Here is a 19,770-nt window from a genome sequence, read left to right on the forward strand (position 1 = left end):
ATCTAACGAGTATATTAATTTAAAATTAATCACACGAACATTTATTCTATTAAACTTAATCGGCCTTTTAGGATATATTATCACCCTCCTTTCATATAATTATGATGACATTATCACATATTGGAAATACAACGTAATTAGTAGGGCAGATATTGTCAATGACTTCCGCTCCTTCATTTATGGTGATTCGTTATTACCTAGATACAATGGATTTTATATAGATCCAAATAGATGGGCTTTTTGTTTACTGGTACAGCTAATTTTAATCGACTATTTATATAAAAAAACAATAAATATTAATTTAATTTCAAGGAAATTTTTATTCATTCTGATTTTTATATCGTTGCTTTTCACTAATTCTAGAGCCGGAATTATTGCAACACTAATTTATTATATTCTGACTAGAAGTAAAGGCAAAGTACTATTCTCTTTATTATTGTTATTAATCGCAACTGTATCATATTTAGGGTATAATCCTGAATTATACAATATAATTTATGATAAAATCACATATGGAATTTCTTTCAATAGTACAGGAAATAATCTCGGAGATAGCAGGGCTAGATTAGATATCTGGTATAATTACTTGCTCCATGTATTTTCAAATATCTCTACTTTTATAATGGGAGTCAATATGACTCTAGATCCATCTACAAGCATGGGAATCACCCCTCATAATTTATATCTTTATGCTCTTTATCAAGGTGGTATTGTTCTATTTACTATATGTATAATTACTCTATTCGTAACCTATATTAAATCTTCTAAATTATCTACCCATCTTAAGTTTGGAACTATTTCTATAATTATTATGACATTTACAGAAGATTATATAGCGCTACCTATTTTTTGGTTTTATGTTTTTCTTATATCTGCTTTATATAGGCATAAAATACAGAAAATACCAACCAAAGGTATAAATCAATGAAAGTATTAGTATTTTCTCATGAGTTTCCTCCATGCCTTGGAGGTGCAGGAACCATAGCTAATTTTTTATACCAAAATTTCACTGACGATAAAAATTTTGATGTAACTGTGTTAACATCAAAAAGATCCCCATCAGATTCAAATAATAAAATCTACACTCCAAAGTTATCTAAAAAGTTTTGGTTTTTTGCCTACCTACCTTGGTTACTTATAAATAATAAAAAATTCGATATTATCATTTTAAATGATCCAGCAGCTATTTATACAGCTGGAGTGATTTTATCAAAGAAACAACGAAAGAAGTCAATATGTATTATACATGGTGTAGAAAAACACTTAAAACCATCTAATTTTTTTATAAAATTAATTAATTTTCCATATTTTTTTAAAAAATCACTAAAAAATTCTAAAAAAGTTGTTTTTGTTTCCAACTTCATTAAAAAAAAATATGAAACAGAATATAATATAACTCCAACTAATGGCATTGTTATCCATGGAGGAGTAAATAAAATTTTTAGAACATTGAAGGAAAAAAGGCTTAATACTCTGAAGAAAAGCCCATTAAAGTTTATAACAGTATCTCGTATTGTTCGTGGTAAGGGTTATGACCGAATGTTAGCTATCTTTGAGATTTTATATACTATGGGTCTATCTTTTGAATGGCATATTGTAGGTGATGGAAATTATAGGGATAGCCTTGAAAAAAATATAAATAATAGTATAATCTCAGACCGCGTTATACTGTTAGGTAAACGTCCTGAAAACAAGCTACCTCATCTTCTTTCTTCTTATGACCTTTATATTTTATTATCTGAATTAGAAGAGTCATTTGGTTTAAGTTACCTAGAAGCATCTGCATGTGGACTAATACCTATTGGTTATGATAGTTATGGAATTAAAGAAGCATTTAATTATATTAAAACAGGTTACTTACTTAATAATAATGATGATAACTATATATTAGCAGAAAAAATTTATGCTATCGCAAAAAAAACTTCACTAATAAATAATGCTTGTTTTAGATTTGACGAATCGTTTTTTCACGATATAAAAAAAATCATTAAAGATTAATTAAATATGTTAAAAATACTATTCTCTGAAAGTGAAGAGTTTTACCGTGATCTAGGGTTAATTGATATTAAAAATCATCAATATATTTTTGATGGAATGAAGCTCTATAATAAAGACTATGATTCACTACGTAATTATGATTTATTTATCTGTGCTTTTTATACATTACCTCATAATACCATCTTGACTATTAAGTTTAATGAGATAAATAAAAAGACTGTTTTAGTGTGTGATGGAATAGTTGATATTTCAAACTCTTTAAATAATCCGATGGTGAAAAAATATAATCTTACTCAGTTTTTTCCAATAATCCAAGATTATTTTGTATTTCCTTATAATAAGGAAAATTTTTTGTTCAACGAACATGTAAGTATAATACATTATATGCCACATAGAATCATATCTCAGAAAAAAAAGCTACCCATTCCCTCAGAAAAAAAAATACTCATTACCACCGCAAACACAGCCTATTTTAATGAAAATGAATACTCCAATCTAATTGTATTATTAAAGGAAATATTAAGTTATTTTAACAATGAAAAAATCTTATATAGCATAAGATTATTTGATAAAAAAATACTAAATGATATAAGCAATCTAATTAAAAATATAAAAAATGATATTGACAAACCTTTTGAAGATACTTTACTGGATTATAGCTCAGTCATAAGTACACCAAGCTCAATTGTTATAACATCGATGTATCATAATAGAAGTGTAGGCCAATTAATCTATCGAGATACACCACAACTAATACAATCCGGCTGGCTATTTCCAAATTTAAATGTTCTTAAAAATTCTTTTTTTGATTTTTCAAATTTAAATATTGAAAGGATGACTATACAAGAAAAAATTCTTAATGGGTATTTAAAAAGCAATGATACTCTAAATAGTGCCATATCCAAAATAATAAAGGATAAAAAAACAACAGACAATAAACATATTATAAATCATATTAATCAACAACAATTCAACATGGTTAATTCAGTATTTAATTTTAATATAGAGTACTTTATTCGTAAGGCTTACAATAAATTAAAAAGAAATAAATTTATTCAATGGATAAGGCTAAGGGTAAAATGAAAAAAATAATTCATATTTTAGTAATTCCACAAATGACAGGATGCCAACAAATAACTTATGATATTTTAACTAGTTTACCATCAGATTCTTATGATAAATATGTTATGTGTTCCGGACCTATACCACAGCACTTTAGAGATATTTTGAAAAAAATAATATCACACTTTTTGAATCTAAAAATTTAACACGTGAGATATCTTTAAAAGATATCTATGCTTTTTTTGAGCTATACGCTTTTTTCAAAAAAAATAAATTTGACATTGTCCATACAAATTCAACTAAACCAGGAATAATTGCAAGAATTGCAGCTAAATTAGCAGGCCATAAATATGTTATTCATACTGTACATGGTATTGCTTTTCATCCCTTTATACCCATACCCAAGAGGGGAATATTCTACTTTTTAGAGTTGTTTTCATGCCTATTCGGAAATTTAAACATTACAGTCAACAAATGTTATTTAAAGTATTACCCGAAATGGTTGATAAAATCGAAATGTATTTATAATGGAGTAAACTTCGACCAACTAGAGGTAAAAAAAAATAATAAAAACAAACTCTGTGTTGCTTTTTTTGCACGTTTAGATGAGCAAAAAGCACCTTTAATCTATATAGAAATTATAAATAAATTAATAAATAGCTATAATTTAAAAAACATTAGGTATCTACTAGCTGGAACAGGAGATTTAATGCCACAGTGTCAACAATTAATTAAAAAATATTCTCTGTCAAGCTATATAGAAATATCCGGGTGGATTAGTGATAAATCAGAGTTTTTGAATCAAGTTGATTTACTTGTTCAGCCTTCTCGTTGGGAAGCTTTCGGATTAAATATTGTTGAAGCAGCACATTTCTCTATACCAGCAATTACATCAAAGGTCGAAGGTTTACCAGAGGTTGTTCTTAATGGTAAAACTGGTTTTACCTGTGACGTTAATAATATAGAAGAATTTAGCAAATGCGCTGCTTATCTATTGGAAAATCCAGAAATTCTTTCAATAATGGGAAATAATGCAAGAGAATATGTTAACAATAATTTTAGTCTACAATTGATGACTCAGAATTATATTAATTTATACGATAACATAAATGAAAATCATACATTGTAATTTATAAATATAACAAATTGTTATATTTAACTCTTATAATGCGTTTATTTGAATTTTCCCTAAATTAAGAACGAAACGATTTTGTATTTTAACTTGATACTTTGTCGTTTATAGGATATTCCATGACTAAAAAATTATTATCTCTTTTGAGTATAACATTAACAATCACATTAACTGGCTGTACCGTCGCCCCAGGCGCCTACATGTCAACATCTGGAAAAAATGTGGTTGATACGGGTGATAAAGATATAACTAAACTGGTTGATATCTACCCGATCTCACCTAAATTATTGGATGATATGTATGTTGCCCCCACTATCGCCAAGCCAAATGCATTGCTAGAAAAGCAGCTCGCTAATTATGATTATCGCATTGGCATTGGTGATGTACTGACAGTCACTGTTTGGGATCACCCTGAACTCACCATTCCGGCAGGCTCTTATCGTAGCGCACAAGATTCTGGTAACTGGGTACACTCAGATGGCACTATCTATTACCCTTATATTGGTAAAGTCAAAGTTGCAGGTAAAACCGTTACTGAAATTCGTACCCTAATCAGCAATCGTTTGGCCACTTATATTGAATCCCCGCAAGTGGATGTTAGTATCGCCGCATTCCGTTCACAAAAAATGTATGTCTCGGGCGAAGTTGCCAAACCGGGTACACTGCCGATTACCAACGTGCCTCTGACTATATTAGAAGCCTTTAATAATGCCGGCGGGTTAACGGAAAAAGCTGATTGGGACAATGTGGTTCTCACCCGTAATGGTAAAGAAATCAAAGTCTCGCTACAGTCTCTCGTTCAGTATGGTGATTTAACTCAAAACTACTTGATGCAACCAAGCGATGTTCTGTATGTTCCACGCAACGATGGCCAAAAAGTGTTTGTGATGGGTGAAGTGGGTCAACCAACAACGCTGACCATAGACCGTGCAGGGATGAGTATTACTGAAGCACTCAGTAAGGCCAGCGGTATCGACCAAACAACCGCTAATGCAACCGGTGTGTTTGTTATTCGTCCTATTAGAAACCAGAAAGCTGAAGATAAAGAACTCGAAGCCTTACTACCGAAGAAAATGGCAGCGGTTTATCAGTTAGATTTAGCAGATGCCACTTCATTGGTGATGGGAACCGAATTTAAACTGCAACCTTATGACTTGGTGTATGTGACTGCCGCACCAGTGGTCCGTTGGAACCGTCTGATTACACAGCTATTACCAACCATTGCAGCCTATAACCAGTTATCTGAAGGCACCAAACGTATTCATGACTGGTAATCGTGATGTTTAATAATATCCTAGTTGTATGCATGGGTAATATTTGTCGCTCCCCTACCGGGGAGCGTTTGATGCAAGTCCATTTCCCGCATAAAACGATTCACTCAGCAGGTATTATTGCCAAAAATGATATGCCGGCTTTTGATAGTGCTATTCGCATTGCACAACAGCACAACCTTTCCTTAGAAAATCACCAATCCCGTCGTTTAAACAGCGAATTGTGTAAAAAAGCAGACTTAATCCTAGTGATGGAAAATGACCATATTGATAAAATCCATCAACAGTTTCCTGAAACACGTGGCAAGGTGATGTTATTTGGTCAGTGGCTCAATAAAACTGAGATCCCAGACCCTCATAAGCGCAGTGATGAAATGTTTGAACACGTTTATCAGCTTATGGAAAAAGCCGCGATGGCATGGCAAGGAAAAATTTAATCTTACTTTTGGATGTCTTAACATTTAACCTATTATGAACACAACAAAAAATAGCGCTCCGGCTTCAGATGAAATCGATCTGCTTGCCTTATTTAAAGTTTTGAAATCCAACACCCTTAAAATTGGATTTTTTACGGTTATTTTTGCCGCCATTGCCGTGGCTTATAGCCTTTTAGCGACACCAATTTACCAAGCCAATGCCACACTGCAATACGATAAATTAGGTCAGGTTTCATTATTAGACCAAATGAGCGATGTAATGCCATTTTCGAATAGTAATAACCAAGTTGACTCTGAAATCGAAGTGATTAAATCACGCATGGTGTTAGGCAAAACGGTTTCTGACCTTAATTTAGATGCGCAAGTTACACCAACTGGCTTTGTTAATAAGCTATTAGGTGAAACTGTATCAATCAATATCGGCCTATTACAATTACCTGAAAGCTTGCTTGATCAACCCATTACACTTACCTATCTTGGGGATAATAATTACTCCCTAAATATTGATGGCCAAGTATTTGACGGCAAAGTAGGAGAGGTCTTTAAGCAGGGTGAAATCAGTTTGTTAATCTCTTCTTTTACCGCTAAAACGGGTGAAGAGTTTACATTAGTCAAAACTGCCCGCTACTCTACTATTGAAGAGCTACGAAATACCTTAGCCATCGCTGAAGTAGGTAAAGGAACCGGTATTATTAGCATGGCGATCAAAGGAGCTAATAAAACTGAAAACGTTCGAATCCTTAATAGTGTCATTCAAAACTATGTTGACCAAAACACTGAACGTAAAAAAGAAATGACCAATAATACATTGGTATTTTTAGATGAATATCTTCCAAAAATTAAAGCCAAACTGGATAACTACGAGAATCAGCTAAATGATTTCCGTAAAAAGAATGAGTCAATTGACCTTTCCTTAGAAGCTAAAGCGGCTCTTGATACCGCATTGCAGGTTGAAGAAAAACTGAATGAACTGACCTTTAAAGAAGTTGAAATTCAGCAGCTGTATACTCGTAACCACCCCGCTTACCAATCATTATTGGATAAGCGCCAGCAACTGTTACGTGAAAAAGAAAAAATCAGTAAAAATATTCAAAAACTGCCAAATACTCAGCAACAAATTGTCCGTTTAACCCGCGATGTTGCATCAGAACAAGCCATCTACACCCAGTTAGTTGGCAAACAGCAAGAGCTTAACGTATTGAACTCCGGGATCACCGCCGATGTGCGTATTATTGACTCCGCTGAATCACAACCAAAAGCAGTTGCACCGAAAAAATCACTGATTGTTGCTCTTGCTACTATTCTCGGCTTTATCGTCGGTTGTGCCTATGTGATTGCTCGTGAGTTCTTTAATAATAAAATTAAAGGCACTGAAGATATCGATGCGTTAGGGGTGAACGTTTATGCCACTATTCCATTCTCTGCCCACGAGAAAAAACTAATTGAAGCGGGTAATAAGCAGCCTTTAGCACTCGAGAACCCAGCCGATACGGCAATAGAGGCTATCCGTTCGTTACGCACCAGTGTTTACTTTTCAGTGATGAACCAAGGTAATAACTTGGTCATGGTGACCAGTGCTTCACCGGGTGTCGGTAAAAGCTTTGTCACTTCAAATATGGCCGTTGTATTGGCAAATGCCGGTAAAAAAGTACTCTTAATCGATACGGACTTGCGTAAAGGCCGTATTCACAAAGCTTTTGGGCTTAATAATAAGTCAGGTCTGTCTGAATACTTATCACAAAAAGATATGACATCACCGGCCATTCATTCAAGCGTGATTGAAAACCTTGATGTGATTTGTCGGGGTAAAAACGTATCACACTCCTCTGAGCTATTGATGAGTGAGCGCTTTAAACACATGTTAGATTCAGTGAAAAACCAATACGATATTGTGGTCATTGATACCGCTCCAATTTTAGCCATTACTGACTCGGCAATTATTGGTAAATACGTGGGGACTTCATTACTTATCGCATTCTATGGTGTAAATACCGTTAAAGATGTTGAGCTATCCTTAAAACGCTTTAAACAAAATGATATCGAAATTACCGGCGTGATACTCAATGGTATTGATGCGCGTTCAGATGACTATAACTATGTGTATGAATATTAATTAACAATACAAATCATCTATTCACCTATCTTATTTGTAAGTGAGGCTAAAAGTGTTTTTAATAGCAGGTCCATGCGTAATCGAGTCTGAGGGTTTAATTCTTGATACCTTTGGTAGACTGAAGGAAATAACAGATAAACTCGGTATAGAATATATTGCTAAATCATCATTTACCAAAGCTAATCGTTCATCTGTTAATGCATTTACAGGTTTAGGTTTGGAGGAGGGGCTGGCAATTCTTCAAAAAGCTAAAGAACAATTAGGGGTTAAAGTATTAACTGATGTACATGAGGACACCCCACTAGATGAAGTTGCCTCTGTTGTTGATGTTTTACAAACACCTGCTTTTTTAGTACGCCAAACAAGTTTTATTCAACGTGTTGCCTCCATGGGTAAACCCGTTAATATTAAAAAAGGTCAATGGATGCACCCCGCAGATATGGCTTCTGTAGTTGAAAAATGTCGAGCTGTAGGTAATGAAGATATTTGGCTATGTGATCGAGGTACCAGCTTTGGATTTGGTCAACTCATTAACTATATGCCTGGGCTAACTATCATGAAAGAAACAACAGGCTGTAAAGTTGTGATGGACGCAACACATAGTGTTCAAATGCCCGGTACTTTAAATGGCTCCACGGGTGGAAATCGATATCATGTTCCAGCAATAGCTCGTGCGGCTGTAGCTGTTGGTATTGACGGTTTGTTTATGGAAACACACCCAGATCCCGATAATGCATTATGCGATGGCCCCAATATGTTAGCACTTAAACATATGGAGGAATTATTAGAAACACTACTAGAAATTGATTTGATAGTGAATAAGCAGCCAAGAATTGAAACCAAATTCTAATCATTGCAAGCCATGTAAAAGATAAGAGTGAATATACTCTTATCTTTCATATTTATATCCCTACAATTTAGCCATCAATAAAATGAAAAATATAAAAATAGTAATTCCAGCTCGATATGGCTCTTCTAGGTTAGAAGGAAAACCAATGCTGGAAATTCTAAATAAACCGATATTTTGGCACGTTCATCAACGATGTATAGAAGCTGGCTTCAGTGAAAATGATATTTATCTAGCTACTGATGACGAACGAATTTTCCAAAAAGCACTTTCACTCAACCTAAATACTCTGATGACATCCCTCCAACATGAAAGTGGAACAGACCGAATTTATGAAGTAGCCAGAATAAAAGGCTGGGAATCTCAAGATATAATCATTAATGTTCAAGGTGATGAGCCAATGATTTCACCTGCATTAATTCGCCAATTAGCTGAGTTTTCATCTTCTAGAACCGAATTTGATATTACAACAGCCGTAGTTTCTATTGATTCACTCAGCGATTTTGAAAATCCTAATGTAGTGAAAGCTGTAGTTGGTTTAAATAATAGAGCATTATACTTCACTCGTTCTGCTTCACCATATAGACGTGATATTCCTACTTCTATTGACTTAGCTTTTAAACATATTGGAATTTATGCATATTCCGTCCAATCTCTATCTAAATTTTGTTCTTTTGGTGAAGCACCTTTAGAGGCCTATGAAAAATTAGAACAGTTAAGAGCATTATCTAACGGCTTAAGTATTGGTGCTTGGTATTACAATGGGGAAGTTGCCCACGGAATAGACACCCTATCCGACTATCAAAATGTAAAAAATCGAATGGAAGCCCTATAATGGATATTATTAAAATTGCACAAGATGTAATTAAAACAGAAATTGATGGGCTAAAATATATGAGTGAACGTCTTGGAGATGAATTCTCTAATGCCGTTAACTCAATCTTATCGACCAAAGGTCGCACTATTATTTGTGGTATGGGCAAATCAGGAATAATAGGTAAAAAAATTGCAGCATCTTTTGCGAGTACTGGAACACCAAGTTTTTTCATGCACCCCGGAGAAGCATTTCACGGTGATTTAGGCATGGTTAAACCTGAAGATATTTTTATTGCAATATCTAACTCAGGGGAAACCGAAGAAGTCTTAAAATTACTCCCGTTTTTACGAGATAATGGCAATCATATTATCGCTGTTACTGGACACTCAAATTCTACTTTAGCGAAAAATGCTCACTGTCACCTTGATATAGCTGTACCTAGCGAAGCGTGCCCATACCAACTAGCACCTACTGCATCAACAACCGCTACACTAGTGATGGGAGATGCTCTTACTGTTGCTTTAATGAATTCACGTAACTTCCAACCAGAAAATTTTGCAAGATTTCATCCTGGAGGAAGTTTAGGCCGACGTCTATTATCACGAGTAAGAGATGAAATGTGTACCGAGCTACCATTAATAGAGCCTAATACTGATTTCACATCCGTTATTCATTCGATTTCAAATGGGAAACTAGGTATTACATTAGTCAATACTCTTCCTAGCGTCTCTATTATTACTGATGGTGATGTTCGAAAAGCAATGAATGCTCATGGTAAGCAAGTATTTGATCTCAAAGCTGACAATATACTAACTAAAAACCCTATAACAATTTTAGCTTCTGCAAGCATCCAAAGCGCTTATGAACTTATGGAAACAAAAAAAATCACTTCTCTTCTCGTTTGTGAAAATGATGAAATCGTTGGTATTCTCAAAAAATGAGTATTGATAATATAAGCAATATCCATATTATCAATACTATGTCCAAAGATATAAAAATAGAATCAGTCGGTTACACTACCATTACGAATATTAAGACTCAGGGATATTGAAATGCATAGTAAACAAGTTTTAGTCACTGGCGGTCTTGGTTACATTGGTAGCCATACCTGTGTGCAGATGATCCAGCAAGGTATGCAGCCGATTATTTTAGATAACCTGCATAATGCTAATCTTGAAGTGCTTAACCGTATCGAGGCTATCACTGGTACTAAACCGACGTTTTACCAAGGGGATGTGCGTGATAAATCCATCCTTGATGCTATTTTTGCTCAGCACAAAATTACTTCGGTGATCCACTTTGCTGGGCTTAAAGCAGTTGGTGAGTCAGTACAGAAGCCGATTGAATACTATGATGTGAATGTTAATGGCACCTTAGTATTAATCGAAAGTATGAAAAAAGCCGACGTGAAAAGCTTGATATTTAGTTCCTCTGCGACTGTATATGGTGAACCAGAACATATCCCTCTGACTGAGGAAGCTTCGGTAGGCAATACTAATAGCCCATATGGCACCAGTAAGTATATGGTCGAGCGTATATTATCTGATCTCAGTATTGCTGATAATTTATGGTCAATTTCTATATTACGTTATTTTAATCCTGTTGGAGCTCATAACTCAGGCTTGATGGGTGAAGACCCTAATGGTATTCCAAATAATCTAACACCTTTTATTGCTCAAGTTGCTGTTGGGCGTAGAAATGAACTCACTATATTTGGGGGAGATTATCCAACCAAAGATGGTACAGGCGTTCGCGATTATATTCATGTGATGGATTTAGCTGATGGGCATATTGCTGCTCTAAACCATATGAATAAAAAACCAAAATTGTATATTTATAATCTTGGTACAGGGGCTGGTACTAGCGTTCTTGAAGTCGTTGCTGCATTTGAAAAAGCCGTCGGCAAACCCATTCCTTATAAAATTGCAGAGCGTCGTACTGGTGATATTGCAGAATATTGGTCAACTCCTGCAAAAGCTGCACGCGAGTTAGGTTGGATAGCAAAATATACTATTCAGGATATGGCCGATGATGTTTGGCGCTGGCAGTCAATGAACCCTAATGGGTATAAAAGCTAATTCTTCCAAATATTATACCCATCATTCAAAGGCGAGCTCAATATCAAGAGCTCGCCTTTTTATTTGTCTTGATAAAAGCTAACTTGATGCAACTTGCCAGTTTTGCGCGTAAACTCTGTACCATCTTTTTATAAACTCTCGTGAATATCAATTTAACGTTATGCCACATATTGTTTTATTCGAACCTGAAATACCCCCAAATACGGGCAATATTATCCGTCTCTGTGCCAATACAGGCTTTAGCTTACATTTAATTCACCCATTAGGTTTTACTTGGGATGACAAACGCTTACGCCGTGCTGGGTTAGACTACAGTGAATTTGCCGATATCAAACATCACCATGATTATTACGCTTTTTTAGAAAGCGAAGGCTTAAACCCTGACAATAATCAGTCCGCTAGTGGCGCTCGGGTATTTGCACTAACCACCAAAGGTAAACCAAGCCACAGTAATGTCAGCTATCAAGAGAATGATTATTTGATGTTTGGCCCAGAAACGCGCGGCTTGCCGCCTTATGTGCTTGATAATATGCCAATGGAGCAAAAAATTCGTATTCCAATGTTGGCAGATAGTCGCAGTATGAATTTATCGAACTCGGTAGCAGTTGTGGTGTTTGAAGCGTGGCGGCAGTTGGGTTATTCCGGGGCGTTGTTACGCGACTGATCTAGCAGCCATACATTGCTTGAACTTTCCTCATATCATCATTATACTTGTACAAAATTAGGTACAAGTATTAGGAGGGGAGTAAATGAAAACTATTTCTTTCAGTGATGCTAGAAACAATCTAAAAGCAGTATTAGATAGAGTTGTTGATGACGCAGATACAACTATCATCACTCGTCGTGACTCAGAAGACGCTGTAGTGATGTCACTGGAATATTATAATAGCCTTATGGAAACGATTTATTTATTACGTTCTCCAGCAAATGCCGAACATTTAAATAAATCCATCGCTCAATTTAAAGCAGGTAAAGCGAAAAAAAGAGAGCTGATAAATGAGTAGGTTTTTAGCATGGACTGATCAAGCATGGGAAGACTACCTATATTGGCAAACTCAAGACAAAAAAACTCTCAAACGTATTAATAAGCTTATCGATGATACTAAAAGAACACCATTTTACGGAATAGGAAAGCCCGAGCCACTAAAAGAGAATTTAGCTGGCTTCTGGTCTCGTAGAATAGATGAAACAAATAGGCTTATCTATTCAGTAGATGATACAAATTTAACTATTGTTGCTTGTCGTTATCACTACTAACTACAGCGGTAAGTTTAAATCCCATCCCCATCTTCAAAACCATAAATCGTACCATTAAAGTTTTGATCCATTTCTAAAGATGGCATATCACTGGTTGGTTTGCCGACAATTCGAGCTGGAACACCTGCGACGGTGGTGTGAGGGGGAACAGCATGAAGCACCACGGAACCCGCGCCAATTTTTGCACCACGGCCAATCTCAATATTACCTAAGATTTTAGCGCCTGCACCAATCATCACCCCTTCTCTCACTTTTGGATGACGATCGCCACAGGTTTTGCCTGTTCCGCCTAATGTGACCGACTGCAAAATAGAGACATCATTTTCCACAACTGCTGTTTCACCAATAACAATACCCGTTGCATGGTCAAGCATGATGCCACAACCAATACGCGCAGCAGGATGGATATCAACAGCGAAAGAAACCGAGATTTGATTTTGTAGGTAAACCGCTAAGGCCTGACGTCCCTCTTTCCACAACCAATTACCAATGCGATAAGCTTGCAAGGCATGAAAGCCTTTAAGGTATAACAGCGGTGTAGAGTACTTATCTACAGCAGGGTCACGCAGACGAACAGCGGATAAGTCCATGGCTGCGGAGAAAATCATTTGCTCATCATGACGATAAGCTTCCTCAACAATCTCACGGACTTCCATTGCTGGCATTATTGGTGAGCTTAATTTATTCGCTAACATATAACTGAGCGCACTGCCCAAGTTATCATGCTTAAGCAATGTCGCATTGAAAAAACTGGCTAGCAGCGGTTCGCAGTCAGCAAGGCATTTTGCCTCGTCCTTAATGAACCCCCAAATCCTATCCAATTCTTCACGAGACATAGTACTCACCTATATTTGATCTTGTAGTTTTGGCATATCCGCAATTTCATCTTTCGTCGCACGTCCCAAAAGGGCTTGCGCCGCCTCTAATACATTTTTATGACAATAGAGGATTTGATAAATTTGCTCAGTAATTGGCATCTCAACACCTGCTCGCTCCGCGAGGGCGCGAACTTCTTTAGTATTACGATAGCCTTCAACCACTTGCCCGATTTCTTTTTCCGCATCTTCAACGCTGATGCCATCCCCTAACATCATACCAAAACGACGGTTACGAGATTGGTTATCGGTACAGGTTAACACTAAATCACCAAGCCCCGCCATGCCCATAAAGGTAGATGGGTCTGCGCCTAATGCAGCGCCGAGGCGGCTCATTTCAGCTAAACCACGAGTAATCAACGCCGTACGTGCATTCGCACCAAAGCCCATACCATCAGAAATACCCGCACCGATAGCAATGACGTTCTTCACGGCACCACCTAGTTGTACGCCAACCATATCGGGGTTTTTGTAGACTCGGAAGCTTTTACCACAATGGAATAGTTTTTGTAGATCGTCACCAAATTGGCTATCACTTGCAGCAACTGAGATTGCCGTTGGTAAACCTGCGGCAAGTTCTTTTGCGAAAGTTGGGCCTGATAACACAGCGAGAGGAATTTCGTTACCTAATACCTCACGTGCGACATCCTGTAACAAACGCCCGGTATCCCTTTCAAGCCCTTTTGTCGCCCAAATAATGCGAGAGCCAGCCCGAAGATACGGTTGAATTTGTTTAAGTACATCCCCAAAAACATGGCTAGGTACTACGATCAAGATATTCAGACTCGCTTCAACGGCGCGTTTTAAGTCCGTTTCGAGAGATAAACTATCAGGGAAAGAAACGCCAGGCAAAAATGCCTGATTGCTGCGATCTTGTTGTAAGCGGTGAATATGGGCAGGATCGTGTCCCCATAACACCACTTGATGCGCATTACGTGCAAGAGTAATGGCTAAAGCGGTGCCGTACGAGCCGGCACCGATTACTGTCATTGAAGCAGTATTCATTAAGCGTCCTGTTGAGCTTCTGAGTTCTGCGCTTGGTCACCTTGTTGCTGCTGTAAATAATTCATGAACAGTGCATCAAAGTTAACTGGCGCTAAGTTCAATTGTGGGAATGTTCCACGACCCACTAGGCTAGTAATTGCTTCACGTGCATATGGGAACAGGATATTTGGGCAGTATGCACCTAGGCAATGCGCCATTTGAGTGCCTTCAATGCCTTCGATAGAGAATACACCGGCTTGCTGAACTTCGCACAGGAATGCCGTTTCTTCACCTAAAGTTGCCGTTGTTGTCACACGCAAAACAACCTCATAAACGCCTTCTGACAGCTGAGTTGAAGATGTGTCTAAATCTAATTTAATTTCTGGCTGCCACTCGTGTTGGAAAATTTGTGGTGCGTTAGGTGCTTCAAATGAAACGTCTTTTGCGTAGATACGTTGGATTTGAAATACCATTTCTGAGTTGTTTTGTTCTGACATAATTTAATACCTTACTTCCATATGAGTTTATCGAGATATCTTCAATTGCCGGTAATCTAGCTACCGAATAATTACTTTTTACCACGAGCTAGCGGTAGATTTTCACCTGCCCAACCAGCAATCCCTTCTTTCAGGACAAAGACTTTTTCAAAACCGTATTGCGTAAGTTGCTCAGCCGGTTTTCCTGATTCCATCCCACTTGCAGAAACAATAATTACCGGTTTCTGTTTATGTTTTTCTAACTCACCTAAATTATTATCTTTAATTTCAGACGGTGTTAAATTAATAGAATCAATAATATGCCCTTTGCGGAAATCTTCGCGAGTACGGAGATCTACAACAACAGCCTCTTCTTTATTTATAAGTGTAATCGCTTGAGAGCGAGCAATCACTTTAGATTTAGAGAAAAGGCCTTTAAAGGTCATCACGACCACGGCGACTAATAGCGCTATCCAAACCAGACTCAATAACATGTTCCGGCTTACAAATTGCATGATTTCTTGGATCATGGGGGGCAATTACTCCCGTTAGTTAAAAACGAATATCAAAGGGCTCAGAGTATACCTTTGTGCTGAGCTAATTACAGCCAGTTCACGCAAACTACATTGTTTTTTTTGCGGGAAGGTACGCAAAATTAACACCGTTTTACTGAAAATGAGTTTTTTTACTCGAAGCTGCTCGCAAACATTTTATCATAAACATTGCCAAACAGGGTTAAACCGTCGATTAAATAGACGTTCAAGAATAAAAAATTGCACAATACTGGCTATACAAAGGAAATCAGTGATAATGAAACCATAATATTTAACTTAATTATGAATTTTAAGGTAGCATAAATCCGAATTAACCCCTGTTTTCAGTGCATTTCTCATAGAATGCTGGAAACTAACACTTGCAGATGAAATAATCCGTTATTGCATTTAATTGAGGTGATCTATCACAATGGCCAGTACATATTATCGAATGAAAACAACATTTATTCGTCGGGCTATTACTTCTACCCTACTCAGCTTAGGGTTATTTGCATTGATTCCAAGCCAAGCCGCCATTGCAAATCCGATCACCGATAATAAAGGCCAGTTGCATGACCTTTTGAAAAATATCGCTGAAAAAGAAAAAAGCGTTAAAGAACAACAAGCAAAACGATCAGCCTTATTAACTCAACTTAAGCAACAAGAACAAAGTATTTCAGCTGCAGGCCGTGGGCTCCATGAAACACAAAACCAGTTAAAACAACTCGATAAAGAAATCACGTCTTTAAGTAGCAACATTAGCCGATTACAAAAAAAGAAAACCGAACACGAAAAACTGTTATCTGAGCAGCTCGATGCCGCTTTTCGTTTAGGAAAACATCAAGGGCTGACCCTGTTATTGAAAGGGGAAGAAGGTCAACGTGAAGAGCGAATTTTGGCCTATTACAGCTATTTAAATCAGGCGCGTGAAAAAACGATTATTGAGTTAGAAGAAACTACATTAGAACTTAATCAACAAAAGCAGCTAGAGCAAAAAAAGCAAGCGGAGCAAAAGAGTACGCTTGCTCGTCAACAACAAGAAAAAAATAAACTCGATAATGCAAAAGCCGCTCGTCAGAAAACCCTCGTTGTCTTAGAAAGTACCTTAAAAGAAGACCAAAAAAACCTTGCTGTCTTGAAACAAAACGAAGCGAGGCTGAGAGATAAAATTGTACGTGCAGAGCGAGAAGCTAAAGCGAGAGCAGACCGAGAAGCCAAAGAAGCCGCCCGTATACGTACTGAAGTTGCCCAAAAAGAACGCCAAGCTAAGCAAAAAGGGTCTACCTATAAGCCGTCTGAAAGTGAGCGTTCACTTATGTCCAGAACTGGCGGTTTAGGCCGTCCTGCGGGGCAAGCAATGTGGCCAGTTCGTGGTTCAACACTGCATAATTATGGCGATGTGATCTCAAGTGAATTGCGTTGGAAAGGCATGGTCATTGCCGCAAATGAAGGAACACAAGTTAAAGCTATCGCCGATGGGCGAGTCTTACTCGCTGACTGGCTACAAGGTTATGGGTTAGTTGTCGTAGTTGAACACGGTAAAGGGGATATGAGCCTTTACGGCTATAACCAGAGCGCCCTAGTGAATGTTGGCCAAGAGGTACGTGCAGGCCAACCAATCGCATTAGTGGGAAGTAGTGGCGGTCAGGAACGTCCTTCGCTGTACTTCGAAATTCGCCGGCAGGGTAAAACAGTGAACCCTCGCCCATGGCTAGGAAGGTAACCTAGACCATCAATATTTAAAAAGCAGGAAAATAATTATGTTAAAGCACTCGCCCTTTAAATTATTTATGGGTCTATCACTTTTAATAGTGTGTTTACAGGCAAGTGCAGCAAAATTAGCAATTGTGATTGACGACTTTGGTTATCGAGTAAAAGAAGATAACCAAATTTTGGCATTACCTATCCCCATTACAATTGCCATCTTACCTAGCTCACCCCATGGGCGAGAAGTGGCAGAAAAAGCACATCAGCAAGGACGTGAAATCCTTATTCATATGCCGATGAAACCGCTAAGTAAGCAACCTCTTGAGAAAAATACGCTAGCCCCTTCAATGAGTGCTGAAGAAATTGACCGTATTATCAAGAACGCAATTAGCAGAGTGCCTTATGCAAAGGGAATGAATAACCACATGGGAAGCGAGATGACCTCAAGCTTACCGGGGATGCGAAATGTGATGCGCTCATTGTCACAATCTAATTTATTCTTCTTAGATAGCGTCACAATCGGCAATACTCAAGCGGTTAATGCTGCAAAAGAATCCGGAGTACCAACAACAAAACGTAATATCTTTATCGATAATAATCAGTCGGAAGATGAAACACGCGTTCAGTTAAATAAAGCGGTGGCCTATGCTCGCAAACATGGCAGCGCGGTGGCGATCGGTCATCCACATCCCTCAACGGTGAGAGCCTTACAAAAGTATCTTCCACAACTGCCGGCTGATGTCGAGCTTGTTGCCGTTAGCGCATTAGTGGGTCAGCCGTCATCCAATAGCTCGCAACCGACTAAGCCGTTAAGAATGCAGCCAGAGGAAGTCAAAAAAGAGGCTCAACAACCAAAAATGATTGACTCTCAGAAGCCTGCGGAACAAATGCCTAATCCTAATGAAGTCGAAGCAGTGCAACCGATAGAAATAGGCGTTTGTGAATTTGAACAACCACAAACTCGTCGAGAAGGCATTCATTTTTTAATGTTTGTGGTGGAGTCAATATGCCAAGACAAAGCATTGCAGCCATTACTCGTCAACGAGCTGCCGAAGAAAAAACAGTCTTTGTTTGCAAAATAGCCACACTCAATGACTCCAACGATATTTCTTTATCGTTTGGAGTCATTTTTGACCCACCCAGCTAGCACTAATCCCAGTTCAGTATTACCTTACCCGACTGACCGGAACGCATGATATCAAAGCCTTTTTGGAAATCATCAATAGAAAATTGATGGGTAATAATCGGCGATAAATCAAGGCCAGATTGAACTAAAGTCACCATTTTGTACCAAGTTTCGAACATCTCTCGGCCATAAATCCCTTTAATAAAAAGCCCTTTAAAGATAACTTGGCTCCAATCCGTCGCCATCGATGCCGGCGGGATGCCAAGTAATGCGATGCGACCACCATGATTCATCGTATCAAGCATGGTTTGGAATGCGGCGGGTGCTCCCGATACTTCCAATGCCACATCAAAGCCTTCTTTCATGCCAAGCTCATTCATCACATCTTTAAGATTTTCGCGGCTAACATTAACCGCCCGTGAGACGCCCATTTTCTTGGCTAGATCAAGGCGGTAGTCATTCACATCTGTGATCACCACATGACGAGCCCCAACATGGCGACAGACTGCCGCCGCCATGATGCCAATCGGCCCCGCCCCTGAAACCAGTACGTCTTCCCCGACTAAATCAAAGGAAAGCGCCGTGTGAACCGCATTGCCAAAGGGATCAAAAATTGCCGCAATTTCATCGGGCACATTTTCAGGTATCTTAAAGGCATTAAATGCAGGGATAACTAAATATTCAGCAAAACACCCTGCGCGGTTTACCCCAACGCCTATTGTATTACGGCAAAGGTGAGTTCGCCCTCCTCGGCAATTTCGGCAGTGTCCACAAGTAATGTGCCCTTCCCCTGAGACTCTATCGCCGATTTTAAAGCCTTTGACTTCCTGTCCAATCGCAACAATTTCCCCTATATATTCATGGCCAATAACCATCGGAACTGGAATGGTTTTTTGCGACCATTCATCCCAATTATAGATATGTACATCCGTTCCACATATTGCTGTTTTACGGATTTTTATCATCACATCATTGTGCCCAAGCTCCGGTTCGGGAACTTCAGTCATCCATATACCGGGTTCTGCTTTTAATTTGGACAGTGCTTTCATAGGCAACC

The 19,770-nt window shown here is 37.9% G+C and carries 21 protein-coding genes; 16 read left to right on the plus strand and 5 right to left on the minus strand.

Features of this window, described 5'->3' with window-relative positions; genetic code table 11:
- From M998_RS19655 to M998_RS10220, 14 genes are all read left to right on the plus strand, one after another.
- Nucleotides 1-928: O-antigen ligase family protein (locus M998_RS19655; RefSeq protein ID WP_169817211.1), on the plus strand; the 928-nt coding region annotated here is incomplete at its 5' end.
- A complete protein-coding gene (locus tag M998_RS10160; RefSeq protein ID WP_068908684.1) occupies nt 925-1,998 on the plus strand; it encodes a glycosyltransferase family 4 protein in 1,074 nt (357 codons plus the stop codon). The genes M998_RS19655 and M998_RS10160, both read left to right, overlap by 4 nt.
- Before the next feature lie 6 nt (nt 1,999-2,004).
- Nucleotides 2,005-3,081, plus strand: a complete 1,077-nt coding sequence (locus tag M998_RS10165; protein WP_068908685.1) for a hypothetical protein — start codon at nt 2,005-2,007, stop codon at nt 3,079-3,081.
- Nucleotides 3,082-3,238: 157 nt separating this feature from the next.
- Nucleotides 3,239-4,189: a glycosyltransferase gene (locus tag M998_RS19445; protein WP_282956460.1), complete on the plus strand. Its 951-nt coding sequence runs from the start codon at nt 3,239-3,241 to the stop codon at nt 4,187-4,189.
- Nucleotides 4,190-4,311: 122 nt separating this feature from the next.
- Nucleotides 4,312-5,466, plus strand: a complete 1,155-nt coding sequence (locus M998_RS10175; protein WP_068908687.1) for a polysaccharide export protein — start codon at nt 4,312-4,314, stop codon at nt 5,464-5,466.
- Nucleotides 5,467-5,471: 5 nt separating this feature from the next.
- On the plus strand, nt 5,472-5,900 hold the full coding sequence (locus M998_RS10180; protein ID WP_068908689.1) for an arsenate reductase/protein-tyrosine-phosphatase family protein: 429 nt from the start codon (nt 5,472-5,474) through the stop codon (nt 5,898-5,900).
- Nucleotides 5,901-5,934: 34 nt separating this feature from the next.
- Nucleotides 5,935-8,013, plus strand: a complete 2,079-nt coding sequence (locus M998_RS10185) for a polysaccharide biosynthesis tyrosine autokinase (RefSeq protein WP_082913018.1) — start codon at nt 5,935-5,937, stop codon at nt 8,011-8,013.
- A gap of 52 nt (nt 8,014-8,065) precedes the next feature.
- Nucleotides 8,066-8,863, plus strand: coding sequence for a 3-deoxy-8-phosphooctulonate synthase (kdsA, locus tag M998_RS10190; RefSeq protein WP_068908692.1), 798 nt, complete (start codon nt 8,066-8,068; stop codon nt 8,861-8,863).
- An 82-nt stretch (nt 8,864-8,945) separates the two neighbouring features.
- On the plus strand, nt 8,946-9,695 hold the full coding sequence (gene kdsB, locus M998_RS10195; RefSeq protein ID WP_068908694.1) for a 3-deoxy-manno-octulosonate cytidylyltransferase: 750 nt from the start codon (nt 8,946-8,948) through the stop codon (nt 9,693-9,695).
- On the plus strand, nt 9,695-10,618 hold the full coding sequence (locus M998_RS10200; protein WP_068908695.1) for a KpsF/GutQ family sugar-phosphate isomerase: 924 nt from the start codon (nt 9,695-9,697) through the stop codon (nt 10,616-10,618). Before kdsB ends, M998_RS10200 begins: the two co-directional genes overlap by 1 nt.
- Nucleotides 10,619-10,729: 111 nt before the next feature.
- Nucleotides 10,730-11,755 carry a UDP-glucose 4-epimerase GalE gene (gene galE, locus M998_RS10205; RefSeq protein WP_068908697.1) on the plus strand — a complete coding sequence of 342 codons (1,026 nt, stop codon included), beginning with the start codon at nt 10,730-10,732 and terminating at the stop codon, nt 11,753-11,755.
- Nucleotides 11,756-11,915: 160 nt separating this feature from the next.
- The gene (gene trmL / locus M998_RS10210; protein ID WP_068438120.1) at nt 11,916-12,419 is read left to right on the plus strand and encodes a tRNA (uridine(34)/cytosine(34)/5-carboxymethylaminomethyluridine(34)-2'-O)-methyltransferase TrmL; all 504 of its coding nucleotides are present in this window, start codon (nt 11,916-11,918) and stop codon (nt 12,417-12,419) included.
- A gap of 85 nt (nt 12,420-12,504) precedes the next feature.
- Nucleotides 12,505-12,759, plus strand: coding sequence for a type II toxin-antitoxin system Phd/YefM family antitoxin (locus tag M998_RS10215; RefSeq protein ID WP_068438117.1), 255 nt, complete (start codon nt 12,505-12,507; stop codon nt 12,757-12,759).
- A complete protein-coding gene (locus M998_RS10220) occupies nt 12,752-13,012 on the plus strand; it encodes a Txe/YoeB family addiction module toxin (protein WP_068438114.1) in 261 nt (86 codons plus the stop codon). Before M998_RS10215 ends, M998_RS10220 begins: the two co-directional genes overlap by 8 nt.
- Before the next feature lie 14 nt (nt 13,013-13,026).
- On the opposite strand, the gene cysE is transcribed toward M998_RS10220, so the two are convergent.
- The 4 genes from cysE to M998_RS10240 all read right to left on the minus strand — a co-directional run bounded on the left by cysE (nt 13,027) and on the right by M998_RS10240 (nt 15,877).
- The gene (gene cysE, locus M998_RS10225) at nt 13,027-13,848 is read right to left on the minus strand and encodes a serine O-acetyltransferase (RefSeq protein ID WP_068438112.1); all 822 of its coding nucleotides are present in this window, start codon (nt 13,846-13,848) and stop codon (nt 13,027-13,029) included.
- A gap of 9 nt (nt 13,849-13,857) precedes the next feature.
- Nucleotides 13,858-14,892, minus strand: a complete 1,035-nt coding sequence (gpsA, locus tag M998_RS10230; RefSeq protein WP_068908699.1) for an NAD(P)H-dependent glycerol-3-phosphate dehydrogenase — start codon at nt 14,890-14,892, stop codon at nt 13,858-13,860.
- Nucleotides 14,892-15,368, minus strand: a complete 477-nt coding sequence (gene secB / locus M998_RS10235) for a protein-export chaperone SecB (protein ID WP_068438107.1) — start codon at nt 15,366-15,368, stop codon at nt 14,892-14,894. The genes gpsA and secB overlap by 1 nt, the downstream gene beginning before the upstream one ends.
- Nucleotides 15,369-15,439: 71 nt before the next feature.
- A complete protein-coding gene (locus M998_RS10240) occupies nt 15,440-15,877 on the minus strand; it encodes a rhodanese-like domain-containing protein (protein WP_068438104.1) in 438 nt (145 codons plus the stop codon).
- 433 nt (nt 15,878-16,310) lie between these two features.
- Between M998_RS10240 and envC the strand changes: the two genes are divergently transcribed.
- Together envC and M998_RS10250 are read left to right on the plus strand one after the other, a co-directional pair.
- Nucleotides 16,311-17,603, plus strand: a complete 1,293-nt coding sequence (gene envC / locus M998_RS10245) for a murein hydrolase activator EnvC (RefSeq protein WP_068438101.1) — start codon at nt 16,311-16,313, stop codon at nt 17,601-17,603.
- A 37-nt stretch (nt 17,604-17,640) separates the two neighbouring features.
- Complete coding sequence (locus tag M998_RS10250) at nt 17,641-18,669, plus strand: divergent polysaccharide deacetylase family protein (RefSeq protein ID WP_068908701.1); 1,029 nt, start codon at nt 17,641-17,643, stop codon at nt 18,667-18,669.
- A gap of 67 nt (nt 18,670-18,736) precedes the next feature.
- Here M998_RS10250 and tdh read toward each other — a convergent pair whose 3' ends face one another.
- On the minus strand, nt 18,737-19,762 hold the full coding sequence (tdh, locus tag M998_RS10255) for an L-threonine 3-dehydrogenase (protein ID WP_068438095.1): 1,026 nt from the start codon (nt 19,760-19,762) through the stop codon (nt 18,737-18,739).
- Nucleotides 19,763-19,770 lie beyond the last annotated feature (8 nt).

The organism is Providencia heimbachae ATCC 35613, assembly GCF_001655055.1.
In the GTDB taxonomy this organism is placed as follows: Bacteria; Pseudomonadota; Gammaproteobacteria; order Enterobacterales; family Enterobacteriaceae; genus Providencia; species Providencia heimbachae.

Bases quoted from the DNA above. Each gene is read 5' to 3' on its own strand.
- M998_RS10160 (WP_068908684.1), top strand. From the start codon at position 925: ATGAAAGTATTAGTATTTTCTCATGAGTTTCCTCCATGCCTTGGAGGT.
- M998_RS10165 (WP_068908685.1), top strand. From the start codon at position 2,005: ATGTTAAAAATACTATTCTCTGAAAGTGAAGAGTTTTACCGTGATCTA.
- M998_RS10175 (WP_068908687.1), top strand. From the start codon at position 4,312: ATGACTAAAAAATTATTATCTCTTTTGAGTATAACATTAACAATCACA.
- M998_RS10180 (WP_068908689.1), top strand. From the start codon at position 5,472: ATGTTTAATAATATCCTAGTTGTATGCATGGGTAATATTTGTCGCTCC.
- M998_RS10185 (WP_082913018.1), top strand. From the start codon at position 5,935: ATGAACACAACAAAAAATAGCGCTCCGGCTTCAGATGAAATCGATCTG.
- kdsB (WP_068908694.1), top strand. From the start codon at position 8,946: ATGAAAAATATAAAAATAGTAATTCCAGCTCGATATGGCTCTTCTAGG.
- M998_RS10200 (WP_068908695.1), top strand. From the start codon at position 9,695: ATGGATATTATTAAAATTGCACAAGATGTAATTAAAACAGAAATTGAT.
- galE (WP_068908697.1), top strand. From the start codon at position 10,730: ATGCATAGTAAACAAGTTTTAGTCACTGGCGGTCTTGGTTACATTGGT.
- trmL (WP_068438120.1), top strand. From the start codon at position 11,916: ATGCCACATATTGTTTTATTCGAACCTGAAATACCCCCAAATACGGGC.
- M998_RS10215 (WP_068438117.1), top strand. From the start codon at position 12,505: ATGAAAACTATTTCTTTCAGTGATGCTAGAAACAATCTAAAAGCAGTA.
- M998_RS10220 (WP_068438114.1), top strand. From the start codon at position 12,752: ATGAGTAGGTTTTTAGCATGGACTGATCAAGCATGGGAAGACTACCTA.
- cysE (WP_068438112.1), bottom strand. From the start codon at position 13,848: ATGTCTCGTGAAGAATTGGATAGGATTTGGGGGTTCATTAAGGACGAG.
- gpsA (WP_068908699.1), bottom strand. From the start codon at position 14,892: ATGAATACTGCTTCAATGACAGTAATCGGTGCCGGCTCGTACGGCACC.
- secB (WP_068438107.1), bottom strand. From the start codon at position 15,368: ATGTCAGAACAAAACAACTCAGAAATGGTATTTCAAATCCAACGTATC.
- M998_RS10240 (WP_068438104.1), bottom strand. From the start codon at position 15,877: ATGATCCAAGAAATCATGCAATTTGTAAGCCGGAACATGTTATTGAGT.
- envC (WP_068438101.1), top strand. From the start codon at position 16,311: ATGGCCAGTACATATTATCGAATGAAAACAACATTTATTCGTCGGGCT.
- M998_RS10250 (WP_068908701.1), top strand. From the start codon at position 17,641: ATGTTAAAGCACTCGCCCTTTAAATTATTTATGGGTCTATCACTTTTA.
- tdh (WP_068438095.1), bottom strand. From the start codon at position 19,762: ATGAAAGCACTGTCCAAATTAAAAGCAGAACCCGGTATATGGATGACT.